Below are 22,803 nucleotides of genomic sequence, written 5' to 3' on the forward strand. Positions count from 1 at the left end.
ACGCTCACGCCTAGCCCCTCCTCCAGAACTTGCGGATCTCTCTCCACAGCAACCAGCAGCCCAGGCCGGCCAGCGCGACATAGAAAAGGATCTCGATGGCGACGCTCATGACGCGGCCCCCGACAGCTTGGCCCTTGCCCGCTCGGCCGCTTCACGCATGACCGGCCCGATGAAGATGGTCAGGAACCACAGGCCGCCGGCGACGGGACTGCCCACGATCACGAGCATGGCCGCGAACCAGACGGCTACAGGCAGCGAAATCCAGCGCGGCCAGGGCTTATTCGTGAACTGCTTGGCCGCCAGTTCCGTGTTGAACATAAGGAGCAGCGACAACCCGAGCAGGATCAACACGAACCAGGCATATGCGGTGGAGAACACCACGACCCACTCCAGCTTCAGCCAGTAACCGGCGTTGATCGCGGCCAGCATGATCAACTGTACGATGGGACCTTTCATTACTTCCTCCGAGTCTTTCATGGCTACACCTCCCGCCCGACCAGTCGGGCCAGTTCGTCCAGCTCCGGCCACTCCTCGTATGCCTGTCCGGGCCGCTTGGGCTCCAGATTATCCAACAGCTTTTTGATTCCCCGGCGCATGGCCGACCATTCATTGAACAGCTTCATCGGCTCGGACTCCAGGGCCAACGTCGCCAACTGGACGCACTCCGGCCGACTACAGTCCGCCTTGATCTGCTCCAGCGCGTCGGCCATGGCACCGGAGCGCATCTTCTCAGCGCCGATCTCGGCGAGAGCCTTGCCGTGCGCCTTGGCCTCGGCTACGCCACCTTCGACGAACCCGCGCACCACCTCAGGCAAGTCGGCTAGGTCGGCGTCCATGGCCCCGGTCGCCTCGCGGATCTGCGCGAGCACGACGAACACGAGGCCCTGCTCGTAAGGACATCTGTCGCAGTCAGGCATCTCGCAACCCTGGAACGCCGGGCAGTCAACGCGATTCTTGGCCATCTAACCTTCCTCCTCGATCACGAGGTCAAATACGTCCCGAGTGACACGCTCCAGCATGAGATTGCGGTCCATCCGCTCTATGTGCTCGCGGGTAACGGCCGTACCCGCCCGCCTGCGCACGCACACTTCCAGGTCGCAGACGATGCGGTGCAGGACAACTCCCGCTGCGTGTTCACGGCCCATGCGCACCCAGCGCATGACGTTCCTGGCGCTCGTGTGCGTGTCGTCCACGACCACGTCCCGGCCGCCGATGAGGTGCGAGCGCACCGAGGCCTCGGCGATGGCCAGGACCATGGTCTCGGTCGCCGGGTTGAACACTTGGCCGAGCGCCAGGCGGATGTCGTCCAGGCACACGACCTGGAGGCCTTTGTAATCCCTGGCCACGACGCGACTCTTGCCGCTGCCAGGCAGGCCCTGCATGATCACCAGCCGCATCAAATCCTCTCCTTGGTCTTCATGCCCAACAGGCACGACAGTTCCTTCTCCAGCCTCCTGACCAGCCCCAGCACTACGACCGGCTCGGGCAGCTGCTCACCGTGGGCCCCGAGCTGCTCGCCAAGCTCGGCGAACAGACTTACGGCCTCGTCCCTGGCTTGCTCTTCTTGGTCCCGGATTGCCCGGGCGCGATTGTCACTCACAGCAAACTCCCTTGCTCGAAGCGGATGGCCCTGGAGGGTGAGCCGGCAGGTACGCGCGTGGGCGACTTGGCCGGCCCTGTGCCGGTTGTCGCCGCGCCGGCTCCCCCTCCGGAGACGTCCGAATCGAGTGATGCTGGCCGCCTGACGAAAGCCACGACCGTGCCCCGCACCGAGGTCTCCAGCGCCTGGCGCGCGGCCAGATCCGGATCTCCAGCGTCCTGGCGGTAGACACAGGCCGTAATCCGCTGGCCGATGCAGTCCACGTATTTGCGGTCGACGAGCACGACCTCGCCCAGGAAGCGGCAGTCGCCAAAACCCTCTCGGAATACCGGCCGAAAACCGCAGCCCACGCAGTCCCCGCGCGCTTTGGCCTGAGCCGTGCTCACGATCTTGCCGCCCTCGATGCGGAACGCGGCCGGGAAGCTGCGCACGGGCTCACCTAGCCGGAACAAATGAGCGCCGACGAAACCGCTCATGCGCACATCTCCAGCAGGCTGCCCTGCACCAGCTTCTGGACCACTTGCGCCTCGCCTGGCTTACTGATGCGGAATAACACCCTCACGGCGGTGAAAAGGGGCAGGCCCCGCAGGTGCGCATTGGCCCGCTCGGGAAGGTATCCGGAGCCGCCAACTCCAAAGCGGGGATTGTCGCCGCCGATGTGGTGCTCCCCGATTAGCCCAGGCCCCGAACTGCCCCCTCCGAGCCCCCACTGGTAGCCGAGCCACTCCCGTATCTGGGCATCGGAAGCCCCTGTCCTCTCCCATCCGCGCAGCGTGGCCCGCGCCGTATCCCAGTTGGCTAGGGCATCTAATAACCTCTCGTAGAACGCCCGCTTGCCCACAGGCTCCACTCCGGCCTTACGCACGGGGTCGGGCAGATCGGCCAGGGCCAGGTCGAGACGCGCCCTGGCCTCCTCGGCTGGGTCGCCGTAATGGGCGTACTGCTCGTCCACTATGGCCCTGCACAGCTCCCGACGGTTCTTTCCCTCGCAGTTAATGCCCCGCGCACGGGCAATCACCAGGATGCGCGCGATCGGATACTCGTGCTCCATGAGCAGGCCATGGTAGACCTTGTCCCGCGACACCGGCTGCGCCTCATCGCCAGGCACATACTCGGCCACACGCCCGTACATCATGTAGGGGTACCCGCGCGAATACACCGGACAGAACCCGCGCGACTCGGCAATGGCCGCGAATTCCTCGCCAGACAACCTGCATAGCTCGTCGCGCGACCAGCGGCGCTCCAGGAGGTCGTGTTGTGAGATCGCGCCTATACTCACGCACACACCCCCAGCAGCGAGCACTGCTCTGCCTTGACCTGGGCCGGCCACGGATTAAACCGCTCGGACACGGCCGCCGAGGGCACGTGCGCGCGGCAGTAGTCGAGCACCTGGAGCATTCCGAGCTTGTGCATGCAGAACTCCCACAGTCGCGGGTGCGTCTCGGCCATGCGCTGGAAGCGCGTTGGCGTCTCGTCCATGTGCAGGCCAAAGCCACAGAAGACGCAGCCTGTATTGCGGACGCCGGTCGTGCTGAGCTGGCCGGATTCGTCCTCGACGATATCTCCATACACATTGGCGATCTGGATCTTGTACTTACGGATGCAGGCGAGCACGTCCTGCTCGGTCCAGAAGCCAAGCGGCGTCGAGCGCGGGTTCTTCAGGTCGTAGGCGTTGCAACCGTGCTGCAAGTAGTTCTTCTCTCGTGCGTCGCTATCGCTGGCCACGATGCCCAGGATCGGCATGCGGCCCGTCTCGCGCTGCCACGGCTTGATCGGGGCCTTCTTCATCAGGTTGCAGCATTCGTCCGAGACGGGAAACGGAGCCGTGACCAGGAAGCGCCATCGGTTCGGCACGCGGAAGCGCGCCACCGGCTCGCCAAAACGGTTGATGCCCTCGTCGTAGAGTCGATAAACATTCGCGTTCGCGCTGGTCGGGTTGCGCAGGATGTTGATGCCGCGCGCCACGCGCTTGGAGATAAGCGGCCAGCCGTAATCCTGAATCACCTTGTGGAACGGCATCTTGGGTCGGAGCATGATCGCGCCTGACTCACGAGCGCGGCGCAGGACCTCGGGATACTCCAGGCCGGTGTTCACGCACACGGCAGGCACGTCCTTGAACACCTGACCCACGAGCCAGCGCACCAGCTCGGAGTCCTTGCCGCCGGAGTAGGACACCGCGACCTTGCCGTCCCAGGCCTCGTACCAGCACGAGATAACCTGCAGGCTCCTCTCGATCTTCGCTTCGAGCGGCAGCTCGCGCAGCATGCGCAACTGCTCCTGCGCCTCTGGCGTGACCGGCTTGCCGCCGTAGTGATGTCCTGCTTTCGTCGCCACTACCTCACCCCTCCAATCGCTTCCCGCCACTTGTCCCCAAGCTTCCCGCCCAAATCCATGGACTCCCGCGCCTCCAGGTCCGGATCGAGCGTCGCGGCGAGCCAGGCCAGCGCGGCCTCCAGCTCGCCCCATTCGGCGTGGCCACGGTTGCCAGGCCGGATCAGCCCGCGTTGGCGGGCGGCAAGGGCCAGGAGCGCGTACACGTAGGCCCGCGCGTCCTTGGCCTGCTCTTGATCGAACCACGCATCGATCTCGTCGCGCAGCTTGCCGAGCCGCTCCATGTAGTCGCCGTACTGGCCAGGCCCGAACACTGCCCGCCGGCCAGGGACGAGCACCCGCTTGACCGCCCGGCGCGTGCGCCCCACATCGGCCAGCGCCAGGCGCACGTCATCGGGAATGCCGCCCAGGTCGGCGTGCCCCTCGCGCATCGCCTTGAAAATCGTGCGCACGAGGTCCAGCGCCGCGAGCTGCTGGCGAACGGAAGCGGAGACGCTCATCGGCTAGGCCTTCCACCGGATCAGCCGCCCCTCGAAGGGCAGCTCGTGGTTGCGCTCGAAAAATTCGCGGAACTCCACCGCATCGTGGAAGCCGTCCGCCTTGGCCAGGCCTTCCAGGTCGTCCACGCGGCTGCCGGCCAGGACAACGACCAAGCGGCCGTCCATGTCTTGGTCCATGTAGATGGGCAGGCTGGAGACGCACACAGGATCAGGCGTCACGAGCTTGCGGCAATACCGCGTGCGCATGCCGGTGTAGAGCTGCACGGCCTCGCCCTGGCGGGCGTGCCGACGCTTGCCCAGCGCGCGGATGGTCTGCCGCTTGCGGCCGGACTCCACGGCCTCGGAGAAGCGGGACTTGAAGCTATACGCGACCATTGGCCACCTCCGGCAGCTGCTCGATGATCTCGCCGTTGAGTGCGTTGCCGGCGACCTTGGTGCCGACGCGCTCGGAATAGTAGGAATCATCGAACCAGTGGCCCTTGGGATCGTCCTTCAGGTAATGTTGGCCGTTGGAGTCGCATACGACCTGATTAGATGCGCGCGCCCCGTTCTGGAGCGTAGCGGCCTCATACAGGCTCTCGGCAGGGCACCACTCACCCCACTGCTTGAACCAGAACGGGACTCGATAGCGTCGGCAATGCTCCGAGAGCTTCCGTGCCCAATCAGGATGCATCGGCCGCGCGCCTGGCCCAGACTCACCGCCGCAAACAACCCAGTCCAAGCCGAACGCACAGTCACACTCCCGGCGAGCATGTGCCCTCCCGTAGTGACAAGTGATCGAGCCTTCCGGCAGCGCTCCGCAGATTGCTTCCAAATTCACCGGCCCCAGCGCCGGCTCGTAGCTCACCCAGCGCACGGCCGCGGGAGTGGCAAGCAGGGGCGGGATGTTGCGCTTGGCCGAGGGTTGATCCCAGATGGATGTGCCGAGCCAGACGTTGCGGAGCGGCCAGCCGTTGATCCATTTCAAGCCCAGGGTCCGCTTCCAGCTCTCTTCGTCGGCAAGCGCCGTCAGGTACTCGTGCATCCGTTGCGGGCGCTTGGTGAGCACCAGGAAAGTATGCTGCGGGCACAGGCTCATGTAGGCAAACACCTGGTGCAGCCATGCGCCTGGCACGTCCTCGTGAAACAGGTCGCCCATGAACGTGACGCCGATCCTGGATGGCTTCTGCAGCTGCATCGGCTCGATCAGCCGGTCAGGATGGAACGTAGCGGAAAAAGGTTTGTCCTTCGGATACCCGACCCGTCCGGCCAACCGCTTGGCCATCTTCTCGGCCCAACAGTTGTCGCAGGCCGGTGAGCACTTGGAGCAGCCGGTGATCGGGTTCCAGGTGTAGTCGAGATATGGGATGCCGGTGCGGTTCATGCTTCCACCTCATCCAGTTCATCCTGCACGCGAGCCCACACAGACGAGGCCTTGATCCTGTCCAGCATCTCGCTGTCCTTGTGCAGTTCGGCAAGGTGGTCACCTGCGCAGAAGTAGAACAGCTTCTTGCCGCACAGCGGACAGGGCTGATCAGCCTCCTCCACTATGTCGGCCAGAGAGTAGGCGTGCCCGCCCTCGCAGATCCCCGCCAAGAGAATACGTTCCACGGCCTACTCCTTCACTCCGGCAAACCGCCGGAACTCAGTATTTCCAACCAACAGGCACTTGCCCCGGCCGCCCTGGACCGGGTAGCTCACGGCCGACACACGTAGGCGCCAGCGCCGCAGCCGCGCGGCGACCTGAACGGCCCTGATCGGCTGCCAGCCGTGCTCCTGGGCGCGGGCGTTGTAACGCTCGGTCAGGTGGCCGATCCTGATCCGGCCACCCTCGGCCTCGGGCGCGATCTGCTTGATCGTGTCGGCCAGCAGGTCATTTAGGGAGGCAAATCGCCGCTCGCGCTGCTTGGGCTGCCGAGGCGTGCGTGGCTTGGCCTGCCGCATCTCCCGGGCGATCTTGCGCTGCTCAGCCTTGGCAGCCTTACGTGCCGGGCAATCCGTGTGCTCGGCCAGGAATGCGCGCAGTTTGGCGGCCAGGTCCCTGGCCAAGATCACCGGCCCAAGGGCGAGCGTCTCGTGACAGCACATACAGCCGTACATCGCGCCGTCACAGGCCTGGACGATGTGGGGAGCGTAGGTCAGGTGCACGGCTAGAGCCTCCCCTCGATGACGGACACAATCCCCAGCAACAGCACCAGGGCCAACAGGCACGCCGCAGCCAGAATCCGTTGCCTAATCATTGGGACACCCCCGCTCGATGCGCGTGGCGCAGCTCTCGCGGCGCTCCACGCGCCGCAGCGTCTGCCGGCCGTGCGAGGTCAACGGGTAGTTGTTACCCAGCCGACCCAGGGTCGACTGCAGCGACCGGAGCAGCAGCCGGTCGGAGTTGCTGGCCTGTGGATGCGCACTCAGCTCCATTACCGAGGCGCGCAATTCCGAAATCTTGTGTCTGTACTTGGCCCGCTCCAACTCGCTCCGATCCTGGCCGGCCTGCTCCAGGTGCTCCTGAGCCTGCGACAGCCTGGCCCGTATCAAATCGCTATTGCCGCTCATGATGCCCTCCTCTCGAAAACGGTGATGATCGCACCGCCCAGCGGGTCGATCACGGCCCGAAATCCCAGCAGCTCACAGACCACGCGCAGGCCGTGACTCTCGTGCGACCAGTACATTTCTCCGTGCCGGAGCACGGCCTGCAGCGTCGGCATCCCGATGCCCCTCTCGTCCATGCGTCGATGCGCGTGTCGCGTCACAAACAACTGCTCTGCCATGTCGGACTGCCTCTTTGGGTAGTAGGGTTTCCACCTACAAGCCTAGGCCGCAAAAAAAGCCGAGCAGCTCGCCCTGATGGGCGTGCCCGGCTAACCGATGGTCTGCGCTCGTCCTGCCGGCAGTCCAATCCGTATGGCTGCTGGCGTTTTACCATTGCTGCGGGCGCGGGACACTGCGACCGTGCAGACTATGCGCGCTACATGTCCCTGCACGGCCTAGCCCTCGCCCCCGGCCAGCCGCACGCCGTAGTTGACCTTGTTGATCGGGCTAACGATCGGGTAGCCGCGGGCGCGCATCCAGCGCCCCCAGGCGTGCATGGTCGCGGGCTGCTGGCCCAGCTCGCGGCAGAAGCCGACGAACGCCGCATAGAGGTCCTTGGCCTGCGTGCGTGCGCGGGGATGGACCTCCAGCCGTTGCGTCCAGGCCGTGAACTCTTCGCTCTCTTCCTCGCTGCCGGGCTGGCTGCCGATCAGGCTGCAGTAGCGCAGGAAGACCTTCTCCACCTGGGCCACGTCCACCGGCTCGCCATTCACACGCACAGCCCGCTCGGCCATGCGCAGCAGGGTCAGCTTCTGTTCGGCGCGCATGGCTATTCCCGCCCCTCGGCCACCAGCTCGCCGATAAGCAGGCGGATGCTGCGCTTGATCTCCAGCGAGTGCGTCACGAGATCTCCGGCCTCTTTGTCCAGGCGCACCAACTCGGACTTGGTCAGGTGCTCCCCGCCCGAACTGTCCTCGGCCGTGTACTCATGGAGCTTGCCAGCCAGGTCGCCGTACTCGCGCGCGACCTCGGCCAGGCGATGGTAGAGGCTCAGCACGTTGACCGGCCTGCGCTTGCTCACGCCGCCAGTGGACAGCAGGTACAACCATCGGCCCACGAGCCAGCGCAGCACGGCATCGGTCTTCATGGCCACGGCCAGCTCGGGCAGCTTGTCGGCGCGAATAAAGTACGGCGCGTCGTCAACGTTGAAAGAAAACGAGCGGTCGAGGGTTGACTTGTCCACCTTGATGGCGTCGGCCAGCTCGGCTCTGGTTGCCTTGGATTCGCGGTCGGCCTGCATCATGGCAGTGGCAAAATCGAGCCGGCCGAAGGCCAGCAAGGCACGCACGTCCATGAGGTGCATCAGCTCGGGCAACACGGCGTCGCCGTCTATGCTCTTGTTCCTGTCTGCCATGGGGAATCTCCTGGTATTTGTTCACCTTGCAGGGGCAAGGCTCTGGACGTATGCGGTCCGGGTCGTTCCTATCTATGCCGCGTCGCCGTGACTTTCCGACTTGGCCTTCGGGCCTGGACGCTTCAACTCGCGCGGATCAGGAAGAATGTGAGCAGGAATCTCCAGCACCTCGGTGCACAGCCTGTGGCGATCCTCGGTCATGCGCTCACCACTGATGACCATGTGGAAGAGCTGCTTTGACATGCCAATCTTCCGTGCGGCCTCGGTTTTGGTGATGCGGTTCAGACGGAACCAGGTCTCAAGCTGTTCTTGACGTGGTGGTTCCGTTCCGTTTACCAGTACACAAAACGTATTGCTCATCTTCTTTCCGATGGTTGCGTAAGGTTTACCGTTCTTTCGTCGTCCATTGACGTGTCCACGGTGCCCATGAGTTGATGGGTAAACGAAAACTAGAAGTCTATCAAGCGGAAACTTAAATTTTGTCTAGCAAATCTTCAAAACTAGAAGTGCGACAATCGCTACTCCCATTTAGCCAGCGTCTACAGCTTGTTATCGACAAGCTTGGGCTTGAGAAGAAGGCCTTCGCGCAAGCTGGTGAAGTTGCTCAACCGACTTTGACCGCATACCTGAACGCTCAAAGTCAGCCTTCTCAAGACGTAATCGCGAAGTGGATTCTAGTTTACGGCATTAATGCCAATTGGCTCTTGACTGGCGATGGTCCGATGTTCCTAGGCGGGAAGGACGTGGCGGCCGGGCCGACCTATCAGATCACAACCTTGGGGCATAACGGCCACGTGCGGCGGGCGGAAGTGGTGCGCGGGACTGGTGAGGTGGATCTCGGCTATCTCATCGACGTGCACGCCGAGGCCGGGGCCGGACCGGCGAGCATGCGCTGGGAGCCGGAAGCCATTGCCTCGGTGTGCATTCCGCCGGACTACTACAAGCCCGGCGTCTTCGGCCTGCGCATCAAGGGCAAATCCATGGAGCCGCTCATCAGCCGCGACGCTTTCGTCGGCGTTGATGCGCAGGACCGGGAACTCGTGAGCGGGGATATCTACGCCGTATTCATCCCGCACGAGGGCTTAAGGGTTAAGCAGCTTTTCCTCGACCCATCCGCCGGCGAGTACGTACTGCACTCCGTCAACCCGACACACCCTGACATGCGACTGTCCATCGCAGATGGCGAGCACCTGATCGTGGGCCGGGTCGTGTGGGTGCTGCAGAAGTTTTGATGCGTCCAGGAGTTGAGTAGCTGCTTACAGAACCGCAACGAAACGGAGGCGCATCATGTTCGGGATCGGCGGCTTCGAAGCTCTTCTCAGCCTAGCCTTTCTCTTGATCATCTTTCTCGTCTGTCGCGAGCTCATCTGCTGGTATTGGAAGCTCAACTCCATCGACACGACCCTGAAGCGCATCGCAGACCGCCTGGATCGAATGGACGGCGCCACTCCGACCAAGGCCAGGAGGCAGGACGTTAGCGAAGATCCGGTCAAGGCGATCTAGTCAACACTGTTCGGCATCGAAGCACAGGAGAGAACGCCATGTCAGGATTGATGAGCGACAACTGGCTCTATGACTCTTCGCCCGGAAAGCTCGGTACATCGAAATCTGGCGGCCCATTCCTGCCCGACACCATCGCCCGGGTCTGGCTCAATGCCAACCGTTCGCCCAATCACGACCCTGAGATGTACCGCCTGGATCCGTGCGGCAAGCTCATCCGGCGGGACCTCTATGGCGACTACTCGGAGATGGGCTGGGAGATCGACCATATCAAACCGGTCTTCCACGGCGGCACAGATGATATTTGGAACCTACAGGCCATGCACTGGCACAACAACCGAGTCAAAAGCGACACCTGGCCTTGGTCGCCTAGCGACTGCTCCAAGTACTAGCAAACATAGGAGAGCCTACACCATGGACGGATGGGTGATGGTTGCACTGACTCTGCCGGATACGGGAACCGCAGAGCGTAATGGCTTTTACAAGTTTCTTGAGGAATGTGGCTGGGATAAATCATCCGCAGAGCAGACGCTCTGGAGAAAGCAGTTCCCAGACATGAAGCTCCACGACATTAGAATGCAGATATTCCGGGATATGAAAAATGCCGCCAAGCTTGCTGATATAAAGCTCTTTTACGTCAGCTTCCAAGTCGGTGATACCCAGGCGGAAAGTCGAAGGTATACCATCAAGGAAGATGGATGGCACTATCGGGACATGTGGTGATCAAGCCGCTTGCACATGCCAGATCCACAATGCGACCTTTGCCATTATGAGCCGGAATGCTGGTCCCCATGGTCTGCACCGATCGGGAGCGCGCATGGCAAGGACGGTGCGGCCGTGGGTATCTGGTGCACAAATCTATCTCCCGCCAGGGCGGCCGGCGCTATACTCCTTAGAGCGGGCGGTGGGGAAGCCGAACGCATGCAGGAACTTTGAAACGCTGATGCCGTTCTGATGAAAAAGGCCTGGACCATCTCCTAGACAGGATCCGATCAGTCATTTTCCTCAAACTCATGCTCCTAGAGTACCTCGACATTGAACCCGCTGCTCCTGATAATGACCCGGTACGTTTGATTCTGGCCATGCTCATCTCCGTTTGGCTTCATTGATGCCTTCCATAGCGACGAATACAGCATGTGCTCAAGAGGTAGTTGCCCTTCTCAATCCTGCGCGCTACACCCCGCCCATGCGATACATCCTTCTGCTTTTTCTTCTCCTCTGGCCAGTCCTCGCCTTCGCCTTCCCCGCCAAGGTCATTAAGATCAGCGACGGCGACACCATCATTGTCCTCACCGAGGATAAGCGCCAGGTGCGCGTCCGTCTCTTCGGCGTGGATACGCCGGAGAAGCGCCAAGCCAGGGGCAGACAAGCCGCCGACTACACCAAAAGCATCGCCGCACTGCAGACCGTCGACGTCCAGGAGATGGACGTGGACCGCTATGGCCGACTCGTTGGTCGCGTCACCCTGGCCGATGGCCGTGTGCTGAATGCCGAGCTCGTCGCCAATGGTTGGGCATGGGTCTATCAGGATTACTGCCGGACGACTGAGTGCCGCGCATGGGAGCAGTTGGAGCAGCAGGCCCGGGCAAAGCGCGTGGGCATATGGCAGGACAAGAACCCACAAGCGCCATGGGAGTGGCGCCGGGAACAGAGAGAGGGCGGAAGGCCAGCGGAGCCGAAGAAGGAGGCTGCGGCATCCTACCGAGGAAACACCAGCAGCCATGTATTCCACGCGCCTGGGTGCAAGCACTACGATTGCAAGAACTGCACGGAGAGCTTCGCCAGCAGGGAGGCGGCTATACGTGCTGGTTACACGCCGTGTGGTGTCTGCAAACCATAAGTAAAAGCCACAACCTGGGAAGCAATATGAAATACAGGCCAGAGATTGATGGATTGCGAGCAATAGCCGTCCTAAGCGTCATTTTTTTTCATCTGAAGCTAATGCCCTTGAAAGGCGGCTATCTTGGTGTCGATATTTTTTTTGTGATCTCTGGGTATCTCATTACATCCATTATACTAAAAGAAATTAATTCTACTGGATCTTTTTCTTTTACCAATTTTTACATAAGAAGAGCAAAACGAATACTACCAGCGCTATTCACTATGCTGGCTACTACCTCAATAATTTCATGTTTTGTTTTGCCCCTTAACTTTTTTTACGATTTTATAAAATCCTCCATAGCTGCAATTGCATCTGTTTCAAACATTACTTTTTATTATCAAAGCGGATACTTCGACGTAGACAGCGAACTTAAGCCACTCCTCCATACATGGTCTCTGGGCATAGAAGAGCAATTCTATATCATCTTACCAATGCTTCTGTTTATATTGGCAGCCAAGTGGAAGCTCTCTTGGTTAAAAACCATCTTAGCTTTAACCGCCTTATCCTTTCTATCATGGCTCTTATGCATTAAGACTAATAATACAAACACAAACTTCTCTTTCTACTTTCTACCAGCACGAGCATGGGAACTGCTATCCGGCTCTCTAGTGGCTCTCATTCTCTCCAGATCTGAAATTTCAATAAAGAAGCCATACCTCCACGCAGTGGAAATATTATCAATAGCTGCAATTGCAACATCCTTCTACATGGCTCCTGGTGGCACTGGAAAATGGAATACCGTCGTAGTGGCATTCTCATCAATTTTAATTTTCACGAGAGGCGGCATAGTAACATCTGTCCTTTCAACCAAGCCGTTCACCTTTATTGGTAAAATCTCATATTCTTTATACTTATGGCATTGGCCTTTATTCGTACTGCTCACATTGAATACACTCCTTGAGTTTAAGACTCCTACACTCACCATGTCTGTGCTCATTGCCATTCTTTGCCTAGTTGTATCCTATTTTTCTTGGAGATACATTGAACAACCTTTCCGTCAGGCGCAAATTAATTTGAATCATTTATCCAAGTTAATTGCCCCAGCCTGCCTAATCATCCTATTCTTTAGCGTATATGGAGTAGCCAGCAACAGGCATTACGTATCTAGATTAGAGCCTAGAGATAGTCTGCATACCGCTTCGGCGGAAAGAACCTCAACAGAAATTGATAACAACGACCTTTTGCATATTGGGAGTAAAGATATTGATTTTTTAATTACCGGAGATAGCCACGCTAGCGTCCTTATCCCTGCCCTAGCGAGTTTGGCAGAAGAATTCAGCCTGGGCGGCATGGTAGCAACGTCAAGCGGAACTCTCATTACGCCAGAATACCAGACAACGGCAAATTTTCAGCAACACTCTGCCTTTGCGAGTAGCGTTCAGGACTATATCAGACGACAAAAGATAAAAAATATCCTGTTTATTTGCAGATGGAACTACTACGCACACAGAACTGGATACGATACAAGCTATGTTCCAATGTCTTACAATGGAACACAAGACAATGATGTCCCAGAAAAAGTCTTCAGCGCAGCATTAACGCATACCCTGAGAGAGCTGCTTAACAACGATGCAGTTGTGTATATTCTTGAGCAAGTTCCTGAACATCCTTACAGAAGCATTGATTACGCCTTGTCTAAAAGCATCTACTCATCACCTCTCTCATACAATACTGCGAGATCTCAAACGCTTCGGAATGTTGTTAATGATATAAACCACCCAAACTTACATCTTATTCCGACGCACATATTGTTCCAAAAGAACGATCAAGCCTTTTTTTCAAATAGCGAGGCAGTTCTCTACCATGACGATGATCACGTTAATTACTACGGAACTCAGTACGTGAAAAAGGCTCTGCGGGTTTTCTTTGAACACGTGGCTTCACAAAAAGAAAGTCATGGAATTAACCTTTTATCTTCCTGACTTGGCATAATCATACCCAACGATCATGCGTTTATAGAAAAAGCGCACAGGTTCAACTGAATCAAAGGCCAGACTCACGCCGGGGCTGGAGGCGGCTTCAAGATCAGGCGCAGGAGGAGAGGGTTTTAAGTTGTGGGCAGAAGAGACGCCGACGGAGACTTGGATGTGGAGAAGGCTTCACAAGCAATAGGTCTCGCGCTATCCCTGCCCTATGCCTGCCTTGCAATGCGACATCTGCGCCTACGAGCCTGAGTTCTGGATTCCGCTCTTTTCTATGGAACAAGAGCGGATATGGTCCGGGGAGTGTCGCAAGAGGCACCGCGTTACCAAGAGCCAGTGGTCTGGCAAGCCGCCGACATACAGCATAACTCGCGAGTGGATCGGCACGGTGGAGTGCAAGGATTTCAAAAGTCTTGTGCCGTTCTGAACCGAACAGGCCCCGACTCACGCCGGGGCCTGTTCGGTTTTCTCTTCCCAGCACGCCCACCCGCACAGCCTCACACCAGCCCACATGATCCAGGCCATCAATGGATGGCCCCGGTCGCGGATGCACTCGCGCATGCGCCGGTCGGCTGCGGATCTGGATATGCTGCCACTACGCCCGTAGTGGTGATCGTGCTCGGCTCATCATTCCCACCAGTCGCCGTCCCACCAGCAAGTGCAGTAGTCGCGGGCGGCCACGCTACACCTCGGGGATGATGTAGCTCTCGGGGGTGTCCGGGATGGCCTCCAGCCCGGCCAGCGTGAGCGCTGCCTTGGCCAGCGTCTCCCTGGCCTGCTGTTGGCCCATGATTGCCGCCGAGATAGTCCTCGCCCGCTCCACGTTGGCCAAGACCTTGTCGCGCAGCTCGGTCTCGGAGATGCCGCGAGCCAGGGCCATGGCGCGAATGAGCGGCGCAGGCGCATCCGGATCGGCTAGGAGCGCCAGGGCGTCGGCGCGCTGCTCGGGCCATGAATCCTGCTCCAGGCGGCTGTAGCCCTCATAGATGACTTGGCCGACAGCGTCGGCGCTGGACAGGATGGCCACCAGCTTGGTCTTGCGCACGTCCTCCAGACTCGGCGGCGGCAGTTCGGCTACAAGCCCCTCGGGCACAGGGCCAAGCTCGGAGATCTTTACGGCCTCGCGCGTGTCGGGCTGATACCAGGTCTCGCCCCTGTGATCCTCGACAACCTCCCAGCCCGTGGACGTCGCGCGGGCCGCATACCTCTCCGGGGCCGCTGGCGGGGCATCCTCGCGGCAGTTGGCCGGCAGGGCGTAGCGGTCGGGCTGCTTGGGGTCGGCATAGGCGCGGGCCGGGCCGAGGTACTCGCGAGTGATTTGGTCGAAGCCGTAGACGGTAATGTATGCGCTCACGACTGGCTCCTAGTATTTGATGAGTGGCAGCTTGGAGGTGTTCTTGCCACGGGTTTCTGCGCCACCAACGCTGGAGGTCTTGTGGCCAACCGTTATGTTACTTGCGGAGAGAGAGGTCTCCTCATCATATCGTGCTGCTGGGGCTCCGGTATCCTCGTGCCCATACCGGCTAAGCCCAGAGCCAGACGAGGCCAACCCGTCCACGTGGTAGTGGGTCTTAGTCGCATCATCCTGCTCCGAACCGACCACATCTCCCACCACAATCCGCAACTCAACACCCGCTGCGCTAGCCGTGGCAGCCGCCGAGATGGTCAATTGCGTGGCCGAGTCGATGTTCACGATGGTCGCGCCGGCAGGGATGCCGGGGCCAGAGACAGCCTGGCCGACGGCGAACGGCACCGTGCCGTTGATGGCCGTGATGACCGCGCTGCCGCTGGCCGTTGTGCAGGTGCGGCGCATGAAGCGGCTGGCCGCATCCGGGTCCATGCCGCGCCCGAGGTCAGTGTAACGGGTCACCTTGCCGCGATCATCGGGCACACAGAAATTGTCGCCCACGCGGCCGTAGCGGTAACCGATTGCCGCGAAGAGATTCGCATAATCCAGCGGTGCGTAGTTGGCCCCGTTGCGCACGAAAAAACCCGTGGGTGGCGTGTCGAGCGACCAATCCACGCACGTTCCTGCCGGCAGCAGATTGTCCTGGACGATCTTCTGGATCGCGGCCAGGAGCTGGCCGTTGTCGGCCTTGTTCAAGGCCGCGCCTCCGCCGTCAACAACGACCTTGACGATCTCCTCCTGGACGGAGTTGAGCCAGTCGTCGGTGACTACCGTTGCCGGCAATGCGGTCTGCGGGTCGCCCTCGGTGAACAGGCCGCCCTGGGCCGTTGCGTGGTCTATGCGATGCATGCTTATCCTCCGTAGGTGTAGATGACGACTGCTTGAGCCGGCTTGGCCCGGTTGATGGCGCACTCCAGCCGCTCGTTACCCCAGATGGCCAGAGGCTCGCTTGCGGCCGACTTCCCGGCGCGAAAATGTGTGATCGTTGCTTCGACCGCGCGCACGGTGAACGTGTGCGCCCAACCTGCGTTGGTCAGGCTGCCGCCGGCCGTGCCTTGGCCCGCCCTAAATGGCCGGTGCTCGATGATCTCGATCTGATAGCCGAACTCCAAGGCCAGCTCCTGCAGGTAGGACAGCGACTGCCCGCCTGTCTCCGTGAGCCTGGCCAGAACGGCGGCCCGGCGCTCCTGGAGCACCTCATACGCGCGCGAGCAAGCGTCCGGCAGGCCACAGGCGCGTTCCCACTCAGGAAGCAGGCGCACGGTTGTCTGCGGGTCGGCCTCGTCGAGCAGGCCCCAGGCCGATGCCTCGACCCTGACCAGCTCCTCACCGAGCGCCGTGCACAGTTTGGACAGGATCGTGCCCGGCTCGCGCGGCCAGGCGCGACCCAGGGGCAGAAGCGCCAGGAGCATGCGGCCGTAATCGCTTGCGCTGCACATGGCTTACAGGTCTCCGAAGGTCAGGACGCCCAGGACAGGGATCTGGCCGGCCCCGGCCACGACGTTGCCAGATGGGCTCACCACGGCGTGATCCACCTCGCCGGCCGCGATGCTCACGGCCTCGCGGATGTGGGAGAGCAGGATCGTCCCGCCCACCTCGGCCGTACGCGCAAAGAGCGCCTGCAGCTCTGCCGTGACCGAGGCGCGCACGCTTACGCTGTTGGGGCTCAGGTTGATGGTCATGTCCACGGCCAGCAGCACCGGCGCAAGCACGTACACCTCGGCCGTTACGGGCCTGCGCTCCTCGATGTAGGCGGACACGGCATCGAGCATAGCCTGCGGCGGAGTGATCGGGCTCGCGTTGTCGTTGACGACATAGACGCTCACCGTGCCAGGCCCGAGCAGGCCGCCGAACACCCAGGCGCGCGTGACGCCGCTTACCTCCAGCGCCCATGCCTCGTAGTCGTGCGCGGCCCCACCGGCCGGAGGCTGGCGCAGCCGGGCCAGGAGCCTGGCGCGCAGCTCCGCGTCGGTCTCCTCGTCCGCGCCGCCCGCGATGCCGCCCGTGGCCACGGTGGCCGAGGACTGCACGCCGGAGACAGGTGACGAGAAGGACAGCGCCACGCCGGCAACAGCATCCCCGGACGCTCCGGGCTCCACAGCTTCGACCTGGGCCGTGGCCGTGCCTGCCGCGATTATCGCGTCGGCCTGGGTCTCGTAGAGTACTCCGTCGGAACGCTGCAGCTCGGTCCCGGCCGGGACCGTCGAGCCGTCAATGCCGGTCATGGTCACGCTCCCGGCCGCGAATGCGCCGGCCTTGCGCGTAAGCCCCCAGATGCGCGCCCAGCGCTCCAGGTGCTCGGCCTCGGCAGTGTCGGGCAGAACCTGGCGCGAAAGCCAGTCCTGGAACCCGTGCAGCGAGTGCGCGGCACCGGCCACGGCACGCGCGAGCACGGCCAGGGCCGAGCGGCGCAAGAGCGCCTGCCCGCCCAGCAGACGGCTGGACAGGTCCGACTCGATGCGGCCGGAGATTTCGGGAAGCGTGGGCCTGGTCCAGGGCATTGCTACACCTCGAAGTCGAAAGTTAACGAGTCGTCGGAGACATGGACCTCCACGGCCAGGCCGAGCACTCCACGCTCAAGCCACGAAGCCGAGACGCTCACCGCTTCGGCGTGGCCATCCTCGACCAGCCAGGCCAGGGCCTCGCGCGTATACTCCTCGGCCTTCTGGCGCACGGCCTCGGTCTGCTTTTCACGGGCGATGAGCCACAGCTTGGAGCCAATGGGACCATCGCTCTCCTCGGCCAAGCCGTCGCCCCACCAGCCGCGCGGATCGCTCTCGCCCTCGGGCAGTTCGTTTGCGTCGGCGCGGCGGTCGGTGAACAGGCTTACGGTCACCGCCGTGCGCAAGCCGTCTTCCGTGGCCAAGTCGCAGCAGGACAGGGCCAGGTCACCGGAAGTCGAAAAACTCAGCAGAAAATCGCGCATGCCGGGCTCCTACATCTGCGACGTGGGCGCGCTGGTCGTCGTGCTGCCCGCCGTGTGTTGGTGCGCATTGAACACTTGGCGCATAGCGTCCATGGTGCCTGTGCCGTCGGCAACAGCACCGCTGGCCGCGAGCGAAGCGCACTGCACATCGCCGGTGAAAACAGCCGTGGGCGAATCCACGGTGACCGATGTGGACGCGACTATCTCGACCTCGGGAGCCGTGACCGTGACCTTGGCCCCGGCCTGGATCTCGACCACGCGGCCGCGGCGAAGTGTGATCCTGTCGCCCTCGTCAGTGTAGAGGCACGTCTCACCGGCCTGCAGGTCGTTCGGCCTGTAGCGCCGGTCGGCCGTGGCCACGACGATGCCGTGCCCACGATGGCCGCCCACGAACATGACCGCCGCCTCGCAGCCTGGAAGCAAAGCACTGGCGAATCCGTACTCCTCGAAGCGCTCCACCTTGTCGCGAGTCTCGCCGGCCAGCAGATCAAGCTGCAGGTATTGGCACTTGCCTTCCTTGGCCAGGCGCACGACGCCGCGCGCGAGCATGAGTTCGATGCGGCGCCACAGCGGCGCGAGCACGCGCGACAGGCCGCTATCCACGGATGTTCTCCTCGGCGATGCCTTCCAGCGGGTCCTTCTCTTTTTTCTTCTCCGGGCCGGGCTGGTAGGCATCTGGCCTGCGCAGGTCCAGCTCCGAAAGCGTTCCGCCGTCCGAAAGCGTGTGCCGCACGCCCGCGATGAGCAGCTCCGTGTCCAGGCGCAAGTAGGGGCTCGTGACGTGAGCGAGCAGCCCAGGCCGCCAAAGCGATCCGTCGCCCTGGGTCCAGCCCTGCACCGTGACCTGCACCGAGCTGCCGCGCGCCGCGCGAATGGTCGCCTCCCACTGGGCGCGCTCGCGTCCCGTAGCCGTGTCCAGGCTCTGCTCGCCCACGATGATCAGCGGCCGGTAGCGCGTGATGCTGGCGTCCTTGCTCTCGGCGCTCGGCTGGGCCACCTCCGGGCCGCTGTCGAAGTCCGTGCCAGGGCGCTGCCCGAGCACGCGGTAGACGGAAAATCGGTCCTTGGTGGTGAAGCGGCCGCGCGCGGACAGGATGTTTTGGCCCTCGACCAGGGCCGTAGCCGCCCGCTCGCTGCCCGTGCGGGTCAGCACGATTCCACCGGCAGCATCCGAGATGCACAGCACCGCGCGCTGCCGGCAGGCCCGCTCCAGGGTCTCCCAGGCGGACTCGCCAGGCTCCACGGCGATCTTGTCAAAGGCCTTGCCCACGTCCGTCTGGACGCTCACGGCCACGCCGAACGGCGCGGCCAGGATGCGCGCCAGGCGGTCGAGGCTGATGTTGGTCCACTCACCCGGCTCGTGCGGGGCCGAGCAGTCCACCAGGTCGCAGGCCCGGTCCCGGCCGGCCACGGTCAGCTCGTGCGAGTTCGCGTCGAAGCTCGGCTCGCAGTCGTCCACGTAGCCGGTCACGACCGTCTGCCCGCCCAGGCGCACCTCGCAGGCCGCGCCAGGAGGCACGGGCAGGGCCTCGGACAGCCCGGCCCAGCGGTCGGTCAAGCGCAAGGAAAACGAGCCGCACAACGTCTCCAGGTGCCGCGACACCGAGACCTCTTCCCAGCCCTCGAAAATTGTTCCGCCCACGAGCAGCTCGCACCTATCAGCCACCGAGCACCTCCAGGGCCGCGCCGGCAGGCAGGAAGCCGGGATGCGCTATGCCGTTGCGGGCGATGATGTCCGCCTCGGCCTCAAGGCTTTCCTGCTCGCGCCAGGCCAGCACGAGCGCGGGCACGGACTGCTGCAGCGTCACGCTTCGCAGGCGCGGGGCCAGCCTGCCGCGCGCGGACAGGTCACGCGCCACGGCCGCGCGCAGATCCGAGAGCGCGGCGAAAAGATCGTCGTCTTCCGTGGTGTCCAAAACCTGATCGATTACGGCGAGCACCAGCTCGCGCAGACGCGCGGCGTCGGCGTCGCTCTCGGGCGTCACGTCCGCCGAGGAGCGGGCGGCCTCGGCAGCGGCCAGGGCTCGCAAAAGGTCGTTTTGGGCGTTCACGTTGCGGGCGCTCTGTTTGGCAGCTGGCGCGGCAGGCTCGGAGCCGTTCTCCGGCGAGTCCTCCACAAGGCCGAGCATCTCCTCCAGCCTGCGGCGGGCTAGATCCGAGTCGCGCAGCCGCACGTCACCCAAGTCGGAGACGAGACCCTCGACCTCCTGGGCCAAATCCAAGGCCGCGAACTCCGCGCCGCTTGCGTCCAGCAGCTGCGACACGCGGCGCGTGAATCTGGCCGCATTAGCCACGACCTTGCGTGTGCCGCTCACCAAGCCGATGATCTTATTCTTTTGCGTCTCTGCGGCTTCCAGCGCCCAGGAGGCCAATTTAGCCAGGGAATAGACTTTGTCGAAGGCCTCGCGCGCAGCGTCCACGGCGCTCCTGGACTTCTCCACGACCTTCTCTGGCGTGGCCTGGGAGGGCATGGGGAATTGCGCCTCGCCTGCCTGCACAAAGGTCAGGTCTACAGCGACGAAGCGCCACTCCTTGAGGGAAACGCCTTCGCTGAATTCGGTGCACACGGCCATGAGCGAGGTGCGCCAGGGCAGCTCCAGCCGCGCCGGGCCTTTCTCCTCACAGGCGGCCAGAAAGGCTTCGGACTGCTCCTTGGCATCCGCGCCCACGAAGTAGGCCCGCACGCTGAAAGTCCTGGCCTTGCGGCCCAGGTCCTCCACGTAGGACTCGTCGCGCTGCGGGTACTCGTGCACTACCGCACGCCGACCGCCCTTGCGCTCGGAGCTGTCGACCAGGAAGCGGACGTTCCGGAAGGATGCTGGTTGGAGATCCTTGGCTTCCATGCGCTATCTCCCGTACATGGTCACGCCGTTGTGCACGGCGAGATCCATGCCCTTGGTGCCCTCGACCCGCGTGCGAGTGCCGGGCTGGCCGCGCACGTCGACGATGACCTTGGCTTCCTGGCGCTGTACGGAGAGGGAGCGGGTCTCCTGGATGGAGCGCTGCTGGCGGTCATACTCCCGCGCCGACTCTATGTTGCCTGCAGCCGTCTGGCCGAGGATCTTGCGCTGGGTATAGAACGCGTTCTTGTCCGATTGAGATTCGTCAACGGACCCGGAAATGTGACCAGAAAGGCCAAGCTTGTCTTTCAGCCAGTCGGGCATCCAACCCGTGAGTGCGACAATGCCTTCCTTGATTCCATTCATGAGGTCGTCCCAGTTCTTCCACAAAGCAACAGCGGCCGCGCCGACGAGCGCCAGCCCGCCGATGATCCAGCCAATGGGCGTGGTCATAATAGCCGCACCCAATGCGTAGACCGCAGGGATGAGCAACGCGATGGAGGCCAGGAGCGGCCCGAAGATCACGGCCGCGATGGTCCCGAGGATGACGTTCATGGGGCCGAGGGCATCAACGATAGGCCCGATGAAGCTCCAGAACTTTTGCAGGGAGGCCCAGGCGGATTTTACGCCTTGCTCCATAGCCTCGAAGGCCGCGACAATCCGCTTGCCAATATCCTCGGCCAACTCCTTGAGGTTGCCGCTCTCGGTCATGGCCTGGATCTGGTCGAGGAGGCCCCGAAGCTTGTTCTGCAGCCAGTCGAACACGCCGGCGTCCATGATCATGTTGCGAAAGTTCGTCCACGAATCCATGAGGTTGGAGACCATGCCGGACCAGCCCTTGGAGCGATCGTCCATGGCCCCGGCAAACTTTTCGTTCCAGATGGATTCGATGGTCCCTTGGATCGCATCCCGGTTGCTGGCGCGAGCCGCTTTCTGGACCTGCTTCCCAACCTTGTTCGTGTAGTTGTAGATGATCCATTCGCCTTGCTTGCTGGCCGTAATGCCGAGTTCCTTGAGGCGCTCGTTTTCCCCCATGACCGCATCGGACATTGCCTCGACGACCTGGTCGATTGGCTTGTTCATGGCCGAGGCCGTATCGCCGAGCGTCTTGAGCATTCCGCTCTTCGGGTCCAGGCCGAAGCTGCGCAGCTTCACAAAGGCGTCCGTCACCTCCGCAAGCTGGTAGGGCGTCTTGGCCGTGAACTCCTGAATCCACTCCATGGACTTGCGGGCCTTGCCCTGATCGCCCTCCAGCGTGGTCAGCACGGCCCGGAAGTTCTGGAACTCGCTGGCCACGTCCACGAGTTGCGTCTTGAACAAGTAGCCAGCGCCGCCAAGGAGCACGCCGAGCTTGGCCCCGGTCGCGGCGACCTGGCCCACGACGTTGCCCATGCGGTTGCCGACTTCGCCCAGCGAGGCCGTAAGCTTGCCAAGGCCTGACTGTACGCCGAGCTGGCCAAGCTCGGCCCGGAGCCTGCGCACCGGACCGAGCGCCGAATCCATGCGCTGGTTGAAGGCCTCGAAAGTCCGGCTGAACTGGTCGAGAGCCGCGATCTTGAACTCGAACTTGGATTCCTTGGCCATGCTTACTTACCCTTCCATGCTTCCTGTCGTTCCAGCGCCCGCTCGGACCAGAACCGGATGTCGTCGGCTTCCATCTCCCACAGCTCGGAAGGCGGGAAGCCGAAGACCTCGGCTAGGATGCCGAACCACTGCTTCCAGCCGGCAGGCCACCGGGCAAAAAACCCTTCACGACCTCCATGCAGGACATGAGGTCCTCGGTGTCCAGCTCGTCGATGACGCTGGGCGGCTGGGCAGAAAGCCGGCCGATGAGCAAGAACATCTCGTCAAAGCCAAGGCTCGTGGGCAGGCCCTTGAAGTCCTTGGCCTTGAGCCGGCGCTCGAACGTCAGCTCCGTGATCGTCTGCGATCCCTGCTGAATGGGATGCTTGAGCGTGATGACCTTGCCCAT

34 protein-coding genes and 1 pseudogene are annotated in these 22,803 nt (G+C 62.1%); 7 read left to right on the forward strand and 28 right to left on the reverse strand.

The genetic code is table 11. The features are described 5' to 3' along the window. Positions 1 to 105: 105 nt before the first annotated feature. The 17 genes from H585_RS0107555 to H585_RS23235 all read right to left on the reverse strand — a co-directional run bounded on the left by H585_RS0107555 (position 106) and on the right by H585_RS23235 (position 8,596). Positions 106 to 456 (reverse strand): hypothetical protein, encoded by a 351-nt coding sequence (locus tag H585_RS0107555; protein WP_027367379.1) that lies wholly within the window; start codon positions 454 to 456, stop codon positions 106 to 108. Between the two features lie 23 nt (positions 457 to 479). After that, on the reverse strand, positions 480 to 962 hold the full coding sequence (locus H585_RS0107560; protein ID WP_027367380.1) for a hypothetical protein: 483 nt from the start codon (positions 960 to 962) through the stop codon (positions 480 to 482). Next, on the reverse strand, positions 963 to 1,397 hold the full coding sequence (locus tag H585_RS0107565; RefSeq protein ID WP_027367381.1) for an AAA family ATPase: 435 nt from the start codon (positions 1,395 to 1,397) through the stop codon (positions 963 to 965). Continuing rightward, on the reverse strand, positions 1,397 to 1,600 hold the full coding sequence (locus H585_RS0107570; protein ID WP_027367382.1) for a hypothetical protein: 204 nt from the start codon (positions 1,598 to 1,600) through the stop codon (positions 1,397 to 1,399). The genes H585_RS0107565 and H585_RS0107570 overlap by 1 nt, the downstream gene beginning before the upstream one ends. Then, on the reverse strand, positions 1,597 to 2,076 hold the full coding sequence (locus H585_RS0107575; protein ID WP_027367383.1) for a hypothetical protein: 480 nt from the start codon (positions 2,074 to 2,076) through the stop codon (positions 1,597 to 1,599). The genes H585_RS0107570 and H585_RS0107575 overlap by 4 nt, the downstream gene beginning before the upstream one ends. Then, the gene (locus H585_RS0107580; protein ID WP_138708172.1) at positions 2,073 to 2,879 is read right to left on the reverse strand and encodes a hypothetical protein; all 807 of its coding nucleotides are present in this window, start codon (positions 2,877 to 2,879) and stop codon (positions 2,073 to 2,075) included. The genes H585_RS0107575 and H585_RS0107580 overlap by 4 nt, the downstream gene beginning before the upstream one ends. After that, positions 2,876 to 3,934, reverse strand: coding sequence for a phosphoadenosine phosphosulfate reductase (locus H585_RS0107585; protein ID WP_244432495.1), 1,059 nt, complete (start codon positions 3,932 to 3,934; stop codon positions 2,876 to 2,878). Before H585_RS0107585 ends, H585_RS0107580 begins: the two co-directional genes overlap by 4 nt. Further along, complete coding sequence (locus H585_RS0107590) at positions 3,934 to 4,431, reverse strand: hypothetical protein (protein WP_027367386.1); 498 nt, start codon at positions 4,429 to 4,431, stop codon at positions 3,934 to 3,936. The genes H585_RS0107585 and H585_RS0107590 overlap by 1 nt, the downstream gene beginning before the upstream one ends. Positions 4,432 to 4,434: 3 nt before the next feature. After that, positions 4,435 to 4,806 carry an ASCH domain-containing protein gene (locus H585_RS0107595; RefSeq protein WP_027367387.1) on the reverse strand — a complete coding sequence of 124 codons (372 nt, stop codon included), beginning with the start codon at positions 4,804 to 4,806 and terminating at the stop codon, positions 4,435 to 4,437. Further along, a complete protein-coding gene (locus H585_RS0107600; protein WP_027367388.1) occupies positions 4,793 to 5,794 on the reverse strand; it encodes a phage Gp37/Gp68 family protein in 1,002 nt (333 codons plus the stop codon). The genes H585_RS0107595 and H585_RS0107600 overlap by 14 nt, the downstream gene beginning before the upstream one ends. After that, positions 5,791 to 6,021: a hypothetical protein gene (locus H585_RS0107605; protein ID WP_027367389.1), complete on the reverse strand. Its 231-nt coding sequence runs from the start codon at positions 6,019 to 6,021 to the stop codon at positions 5,791 to 5,793. Before H585_RS0107605 ends, H585_RS0107600 begins: the two co-directional genes overlap by 4 nt. A 3-nt stretch (positions 6,022 to 6,024) precedes the next feature. Then, the gene (locus H585_RS0107610) at positions 6,025 to 6,558 is read right to left on the reverse strand and encodes a hypothetical protein (RefSeq protein WP_027367390.1); all 534 of its coding nucleotides are present in this window, start codon (positions 6,556 to 6,558) and stop codon (positions 6,025 to 6,027) included. Between the two features lie 84 nt (positions 6,559 to 6,642). Beyond that, on the reverse strand, positions 6,643 to 6,963 hold the full coding sequence (locus H585_RS0107620; RefSeq protein WP_027367391.1) for a hypothetical protein: 321 nt from the start codon (positions 6,961 to 6,963) through the stop codon (positions 6,643 to 6,645). Next, positions 6,960 to 7,160 (reverse strand): DUF4258 domain-containing protein, encoded by a 201-nt coding sequence (locus H585_RS0107625; protein ID WP_161628423.1) that lies wholly within the window; start codon positions 7,158 to 7,160, stop codon positions 6,960 to 6,962. The genes H585_RS0107620 and H585_RS0107625 overlap by 4 nt, the downstream gene beginning before the upstream one ends. Positions 7,161 to 7,394: 234 nt before the next feature. Beyond that, on the reverse strand, positions 7,395 to 7,766 hold the full coding sequence (locus H585_RS0107630) for a hypothetical protein (RefSeq protein ID WP_027367393.1): 372 nt from the start codon (positions 7,764 to 7,766) through the stop codon (positions 7,395 to 7,397). Positions 7,767 to 7,768: 2 nt separating this feature from the next. Then, a complete protein-coding gene (locus tag H585_RS0107635) occupies positions 7,769 to 8,353 on the reverse strand; it encodes a hypothetical protein (RefSeq protein ID WP_027367394.1) in 585 nt (194 codons plus the stop codon). A gap of 72 nt (positions 8,354 to 8,425) precedes the next feature. Then, positions 8,426 to 8,596 carry a hypothetical protein gene (locus H585_RS23235; protein ID WP_154658847.1) on the reverse strand — a complete coding sequence of 57 codons (171 nt, stop codon included), beginning with the start codon at positions 8,594 to 8,596 and terminating at the stop codon, positions 8,426 to 8,428. Positions 8,597 to 8,859: 263 nt separating this feature from the next. Between H585_RS23235 and H585_RS23905 the strand changes: the two are divergent. The 7 genes and pseudogenes from H585_RS23905 to H585_RS22435 form a co-directional block, all read left to right on the forward strand. Beyond that, positions 8,860 to 9,045 (forward strand): annotated as a pseudogene (locus H585_RS23905) (helix-turn-helix domain-containing protein); the annotation flags it as partial. Positions 9,046 to 9,075: 30 nt separating this feature from the next. Further along, a complete protein-coding gene (locus tag H585_RS21010; protein WP_051183008.1) occupies positions 9,076 to 9,585 on the forward strand; it encodes a S24 family peptidase in 510 nt (169 codons plus the stop codon). 55 nt (positions 9,586 to 9,640) lie between these two features. Then, positions 9,641 to 9,856 carry a hypothetical protein gene (locus H585_RS21015; RefSeq protein WP_034627441.1) on the forward strand — a complete coding sequence of 72 codons (216 nt, stop codon included), beginning with the start codon at positions 9,641 to 9,643 and terminating at the stop codon, positions 9,854 to 9,856. Between the two features lie 38 nt (positions 9,857 to 9,894). Then, positions 9,895 to 10,245 (forward strand): HNH endonuclease, encoded by a 351-nt coding sequence (locus H585_RS23030; RefSeq protein ID WP_051183009.1) that lies wholly within the window; start codon positions 9,895 to 9,897, stop codon positions 10,243 to 10,245. A gap of 22 nt (positions 10,246 to 10,267) precedes the next feature. Further along, entirely contained in the window at positions 10,268 to 10,576 is a 309-nt protein-coding gene (locus H585_RS0107660) for a hypothetical protein (RefSeq protein WP_027367395.1), read from the forward strand. 463 nt (positions 10,577 to 11,039) lie between these two features. Then, a complete protein-coding gene (locus tag H585_RS0107670; RefSeq protein ID WP_027367396.1) occupies positions 11,040 to 11,693 on the forward strand; it encodes a thermonuclease family protein in 654 nt (217 codons plus the stop codon). Positions 11,694 to 11,719: 26 nt separating this feature from the next. Beyond that, complete coding sequence (locus tag H585_RS22435) at positions 11,720 to 13,657, forward strand: acyltransferase family protein (RefSeq protein ID WP_081678614.1); 1,938 nt, start codon at positions 11,720 to 11,722, stop codon at positions 13,655 to 13,657. A 682-nt stretch (positions 13,658 to 14,339) separates the two neighbouring features. Here H585_RS22435 and H585_RS22065 read toward each other — a convergent pair. From H585_RS22065 to H585_RS0107730, 11 genes are read right to left on the reverse strand one after another with little or no spacing between them, the layout of a single operon-like run. Next, the gene (locus tag H585_RS22065) at positions 14,340 to 15,011 is read right to left on the reverse strand and encodes a hypothetical protein (protein WP_051183011.1); all 672 of its coding nucleotides are present in this window, start codon (positions 15,009 to 15,011) and stop codon (positions 14,340 to 14,342) included. A 9-nt stretch (positions 15,012 to 15,020) separates the two neighbouring features. Beyond that, positions 15,021 to 15,914, reverse strand: a complete 894-nt coding sequence (locus H585_RS0107690) for a tail fiber protein (protein WP_027367398.1) — start codon at positions 15,912 to 15,914, stop codon at positions 15,021 to 15,023. A gap of 2 nt (positions 15,915 to 15,916) precedes the next feature. Beyond that, positions 15,917 to 16,504 (reverse strand): YmfQ family protein, encoded by a 588-nt coding sequence (locus H585_RS0107695; protein ID WP_027367399.1) that lies wholly within the window; start codon positions 16,502 to 16,504, stop codon positions 15,917 to 15,919. A gap of 3 nt (positions 16,505 to 16,507) precedes the next feature. After that, the gene (locus tag H585_RS0107700) at positions 16,508 to 17,566 is read right to left on the reverse strand and encodes a baseplate J/gp47 family protein (RefSeq protein ID WP_027367400.1); all 1,059 of its coding nucleotides are present in this window, start codon (positions 17,564 to 17,566) and stop codon (positions 16,508 to 16,510) included. 2 nt (positions 17,567 to 17,568) lie between these two features. Next, complete coding sequence (locus tag H585_RS0107705) at positions 17,569 to 17,991, reverse strand: phage GP46 family protein (RefSeq protein WP_027367401.1); 423 nt, start codon at positions 17,989 to 17,991, stop codon at positions 17,569 to 17,571. Positions 17,992 to 18,000: 9 nt separating this feature from the next. Next, entirely contained in the window at positions 18,001 to 18,594 is a 594-nt protein-coding gene (locus H585_RS21035; RefSeq protein ID WP_051183013.1) for a phage baseplate assembly protein V, read from the reverse strand. Next, positions 18,587 to 19,657 (reverse strand): phage baseplate assembly protein, encoded by a 1,071-nt coding sequence (locus H585_RS21040; RefSeq protein ID WP_034627445.1) that lies wholly within the window; start codon positions 19,655 to 19,657, stop codon positions 18,587 to 18,589. Before H585_RS21040 ends, H585_RS21035 begins: the two co-directional genes overlap by 8 nt. Beyond that, the gene (locus H585_RS22070) at positions 19,650 to 20,834 is read right to left on the reverse strand and encodes a DNA circularization protein (RefSeq protein ID WP_051183015.1); all 1,185 of its coding nucleotides are present in this window, start codon (positions 20,832 to 20,834) and stop codon (positions 19,650 to 19,652) included. Before H585_RS22070 ends, H585_RS21040 begins: the two co-directional genes overlap by 8 nt. A 3-nt stretch (positions 20,835 to 20,837) precedes the next feature. Beyond that, positions 20,838 to 22,415, reverse strand: coding sequence for a tape measure protein (locus H585_RS21050; RefSeq protein WP_051183018.1), 1,578 nt, complete (start codon positions 22,413 to 22,415; stop codon positions 20,838 to 20,840). A gap of 2 nt (positions 22,416 to 22,417) precedes the next feature. Beyond that, the gene (locus H585_RS23910; RefSeq protein WP_081678622.1) at positions 22,418 to 22,489 is read right to left on the reverse strand and encodes a hypothetical protein; all 72 of its coding nucleotides are present in this window, start codon (positions 22,487 to 22,489) and stop codon (positions 22,418 to 22,420) included. A gap of 38 nt (positions 22,490 to 22,527) precedes the next feature. After that, positions 22,528 to 22,803 (reverse strand): phage tail assembly protein, encoded by a 276-nt coding sequence (locus H585_RS0107730; RefSeq protein WP_027367402.1) that lies wholly within the window; start codon positions 22,801 to 22,803, stop codon positions 22,528 to 22,530.

Source organism: Desulfocurvibacter africanus subsp. africanus DSM 2603, assembly GCF_000422545.1.
Classification (GTDB): Bacteria; Desulfobacterota; Desulfovibrionia; order Desulfovibrionales; family Desulfovibrionaceae; genus Desulfocurvibacter; species Desulfocurvibacter africanus.

What these genes read in the sequence shown, in the direction of transcription:
- H585_RS0107695 (WP_027367399.1), bottom strand. Translation starts at nt 16,504, where the DNA reads ATGTGCAGCGCAAGCGATTACGGCCGCATGCTCCTGGCGCTTCTGCCC.
- H585_RS0107670 (WP_027367396.1), top strand. Translation starts at nt 11,040, where the DNA reads ATGCGATACATCCTTCTGCTTTTTCTTCTCCTCTGGCCAGTCCTCGCC.
- H585_RS0107700 (WP_027367400.1), bottom strand. Translation starts at nt 17,566, where the DNA reads ATGCCCTGGACCAGGCCCACGCTTCCCGAAATCTCCGGCCGCATCGAG.
- H585_RS0107600 (WP_027367388.1), bottom strand. Translation starts at nt 5,794, where the DNA reads ATGAACCGCACCGGCATCCCATATCTCGACTACACCTGGAACCCGATC.
- H585_RS23030 (WP_051183009.1), top strand. Translation starts at nt 9,895, where the DNA reads ATGTCAGGATTGATGAGCGACAACTGGCTCTATGACTCTTCGCCCGGA.
- H585_RS0107705 (WP_027367401.1), bottom strand. Translation starts at nt 17,991, where the DNA reads ATGCGCGATTTTCTGCTGAGTTTTTCGACTTCCGGTGACCTGGCCCTG.
- H585_RS0107560 (WP_027367380.1), bottom strand. Translation starts at nt 962, where the DNA reads ATGGCCAAGAATCGCGTTGACTGCCCGGCGTTCCAGGGTTGCGAGATG.
- H585_RS0107730 (WP_027367402.1), bottom strand. Translation starts at nt 22,803, where the DNA reads ATGGGCAAGGTCATCACGCTCAAGCATCCCATTCAGCAGGGATCGCAG.
- H585_RS0107590 (WP_027367386.1), bottom strand. Translation starts at nt 4,431, where the DNA reads ATGAGCGTCTCCGCTTCCGTTCGCCAGCAGCTCGCGGCGCTGGACCTC.
- H585_RS0107565 (WP_027367381.1), bottom strand. Translation starts at nt 1,397, where the DNA reads ATGCGGCTGGTGATCATGCAGGGCCTGCCTGGCAGCGGCAAGAGTCGC.
- H585_RS0107595 (WP_027367387.1), bottom strand. Translation starts at nt 4,806, where the DNA reads ATGGTCGCGTATAGCTTCAAGTCCCGCTTCTCCGAGGCCGTGGAGTCC.
- H585_RS0107575 (WP_027367383.1), bottom strand. Translation starts at nt 2,076, where the DNA reads ATGAGCGGTTTCGTCGGCGCTCATTTGTTCCGGCTAGGTGAGCCCGTG.
- H585_RS21010 (WP_051183008.1), top strand. Translation starts at nt 9,076, where the DNA reads ATGTTCCTAGGCGGGAAGGACGTGGCGGCCGGGCCGACCTATCAGATC.
- H585_RS0107620 (WP_027367391.1), bottom strand. Translation starts at nt 6,963, where the DNA reads ATGAGCGGCAATAGCGATTTGATACGGGCCAGGCTGTCGCAGGCTCAG.
- H585_RS0107690 (WP_027367398.1), bottom strand. Translation starts at nt 15,914, where the DNA reads ATGCATCGCATAGACCACGCAACGGCCCAGGGCGGCCTGTTCACCGAG.
- H585_RS23235 (WP_154658847.1), bottom strand. Translation starts at nt 8,596, where the DNA reads ATGTCAAAGCAGCTCTTCCACATGGTCATCAGTGGTGAGCGCATGACC.
- H585_RS22435 (WP_081678614.1), top strand. Translation starts at nt 11,720, where the DNA reads ATGAAATACAGGCCAGAGATTGATGGATTGCGAGCAATAGCCGTCCTA.
- H585_RS22070 (WP_051183015.1), bottom strand. Translation starts at nt 20,834, where the DNA reads ATGGAAGCCAAGGATCTCCAACCAGCATCCTTCCGGAACGTCCGCTTC.
- H585_RS0107660 (WP_027367395.1), top strand. Translation starts at nt 10,268, where the DNA reads ATGGACGGATGGGTGATGGTTGCACTGACTCTGCCGGATACGGGAACC.
- H585_RS21015 (WP_034627441.1), top strand. Translation starts at nt 9,641, where the DNA reads ATGTTCGGGATCGGCGGCTTCGAAGCTCTTCTCAGCCTAGCCTTTCTC.
- H585_RS0107555 (WP_027367379.1), bottom strand. Translation starts at nt 456, where the DNA reads ATGAAAGGTCCCATCGTACAGTTGATCATGCTGGCCGCGATCAACGCC.
- H585_RS0107635 (WP_027367394.1), bottom strand. Translation starts at nt 8,353, where the DNA reads ATGGCAGACAGGAACAAGAGCATAGACGGCGACGCCGTGTTGCCCGAG.
- H585_RS0107630 (WP_027367393.1), bottom strand. Translation starts at nt 7,766, where the DNA reads ATGCGCGCCGAACAGAAGCTGACCCTGCTGCGCATGGCCGAGCGGGCT.
- H585_RS21050 (WP_051183018.1), bottom strand. Translation starts at nt 22,415, where the DNA reads ATGGCCAAGGAATCCAAGTTCGAGTTCAAGATCGCGGCTCTCGACCAG.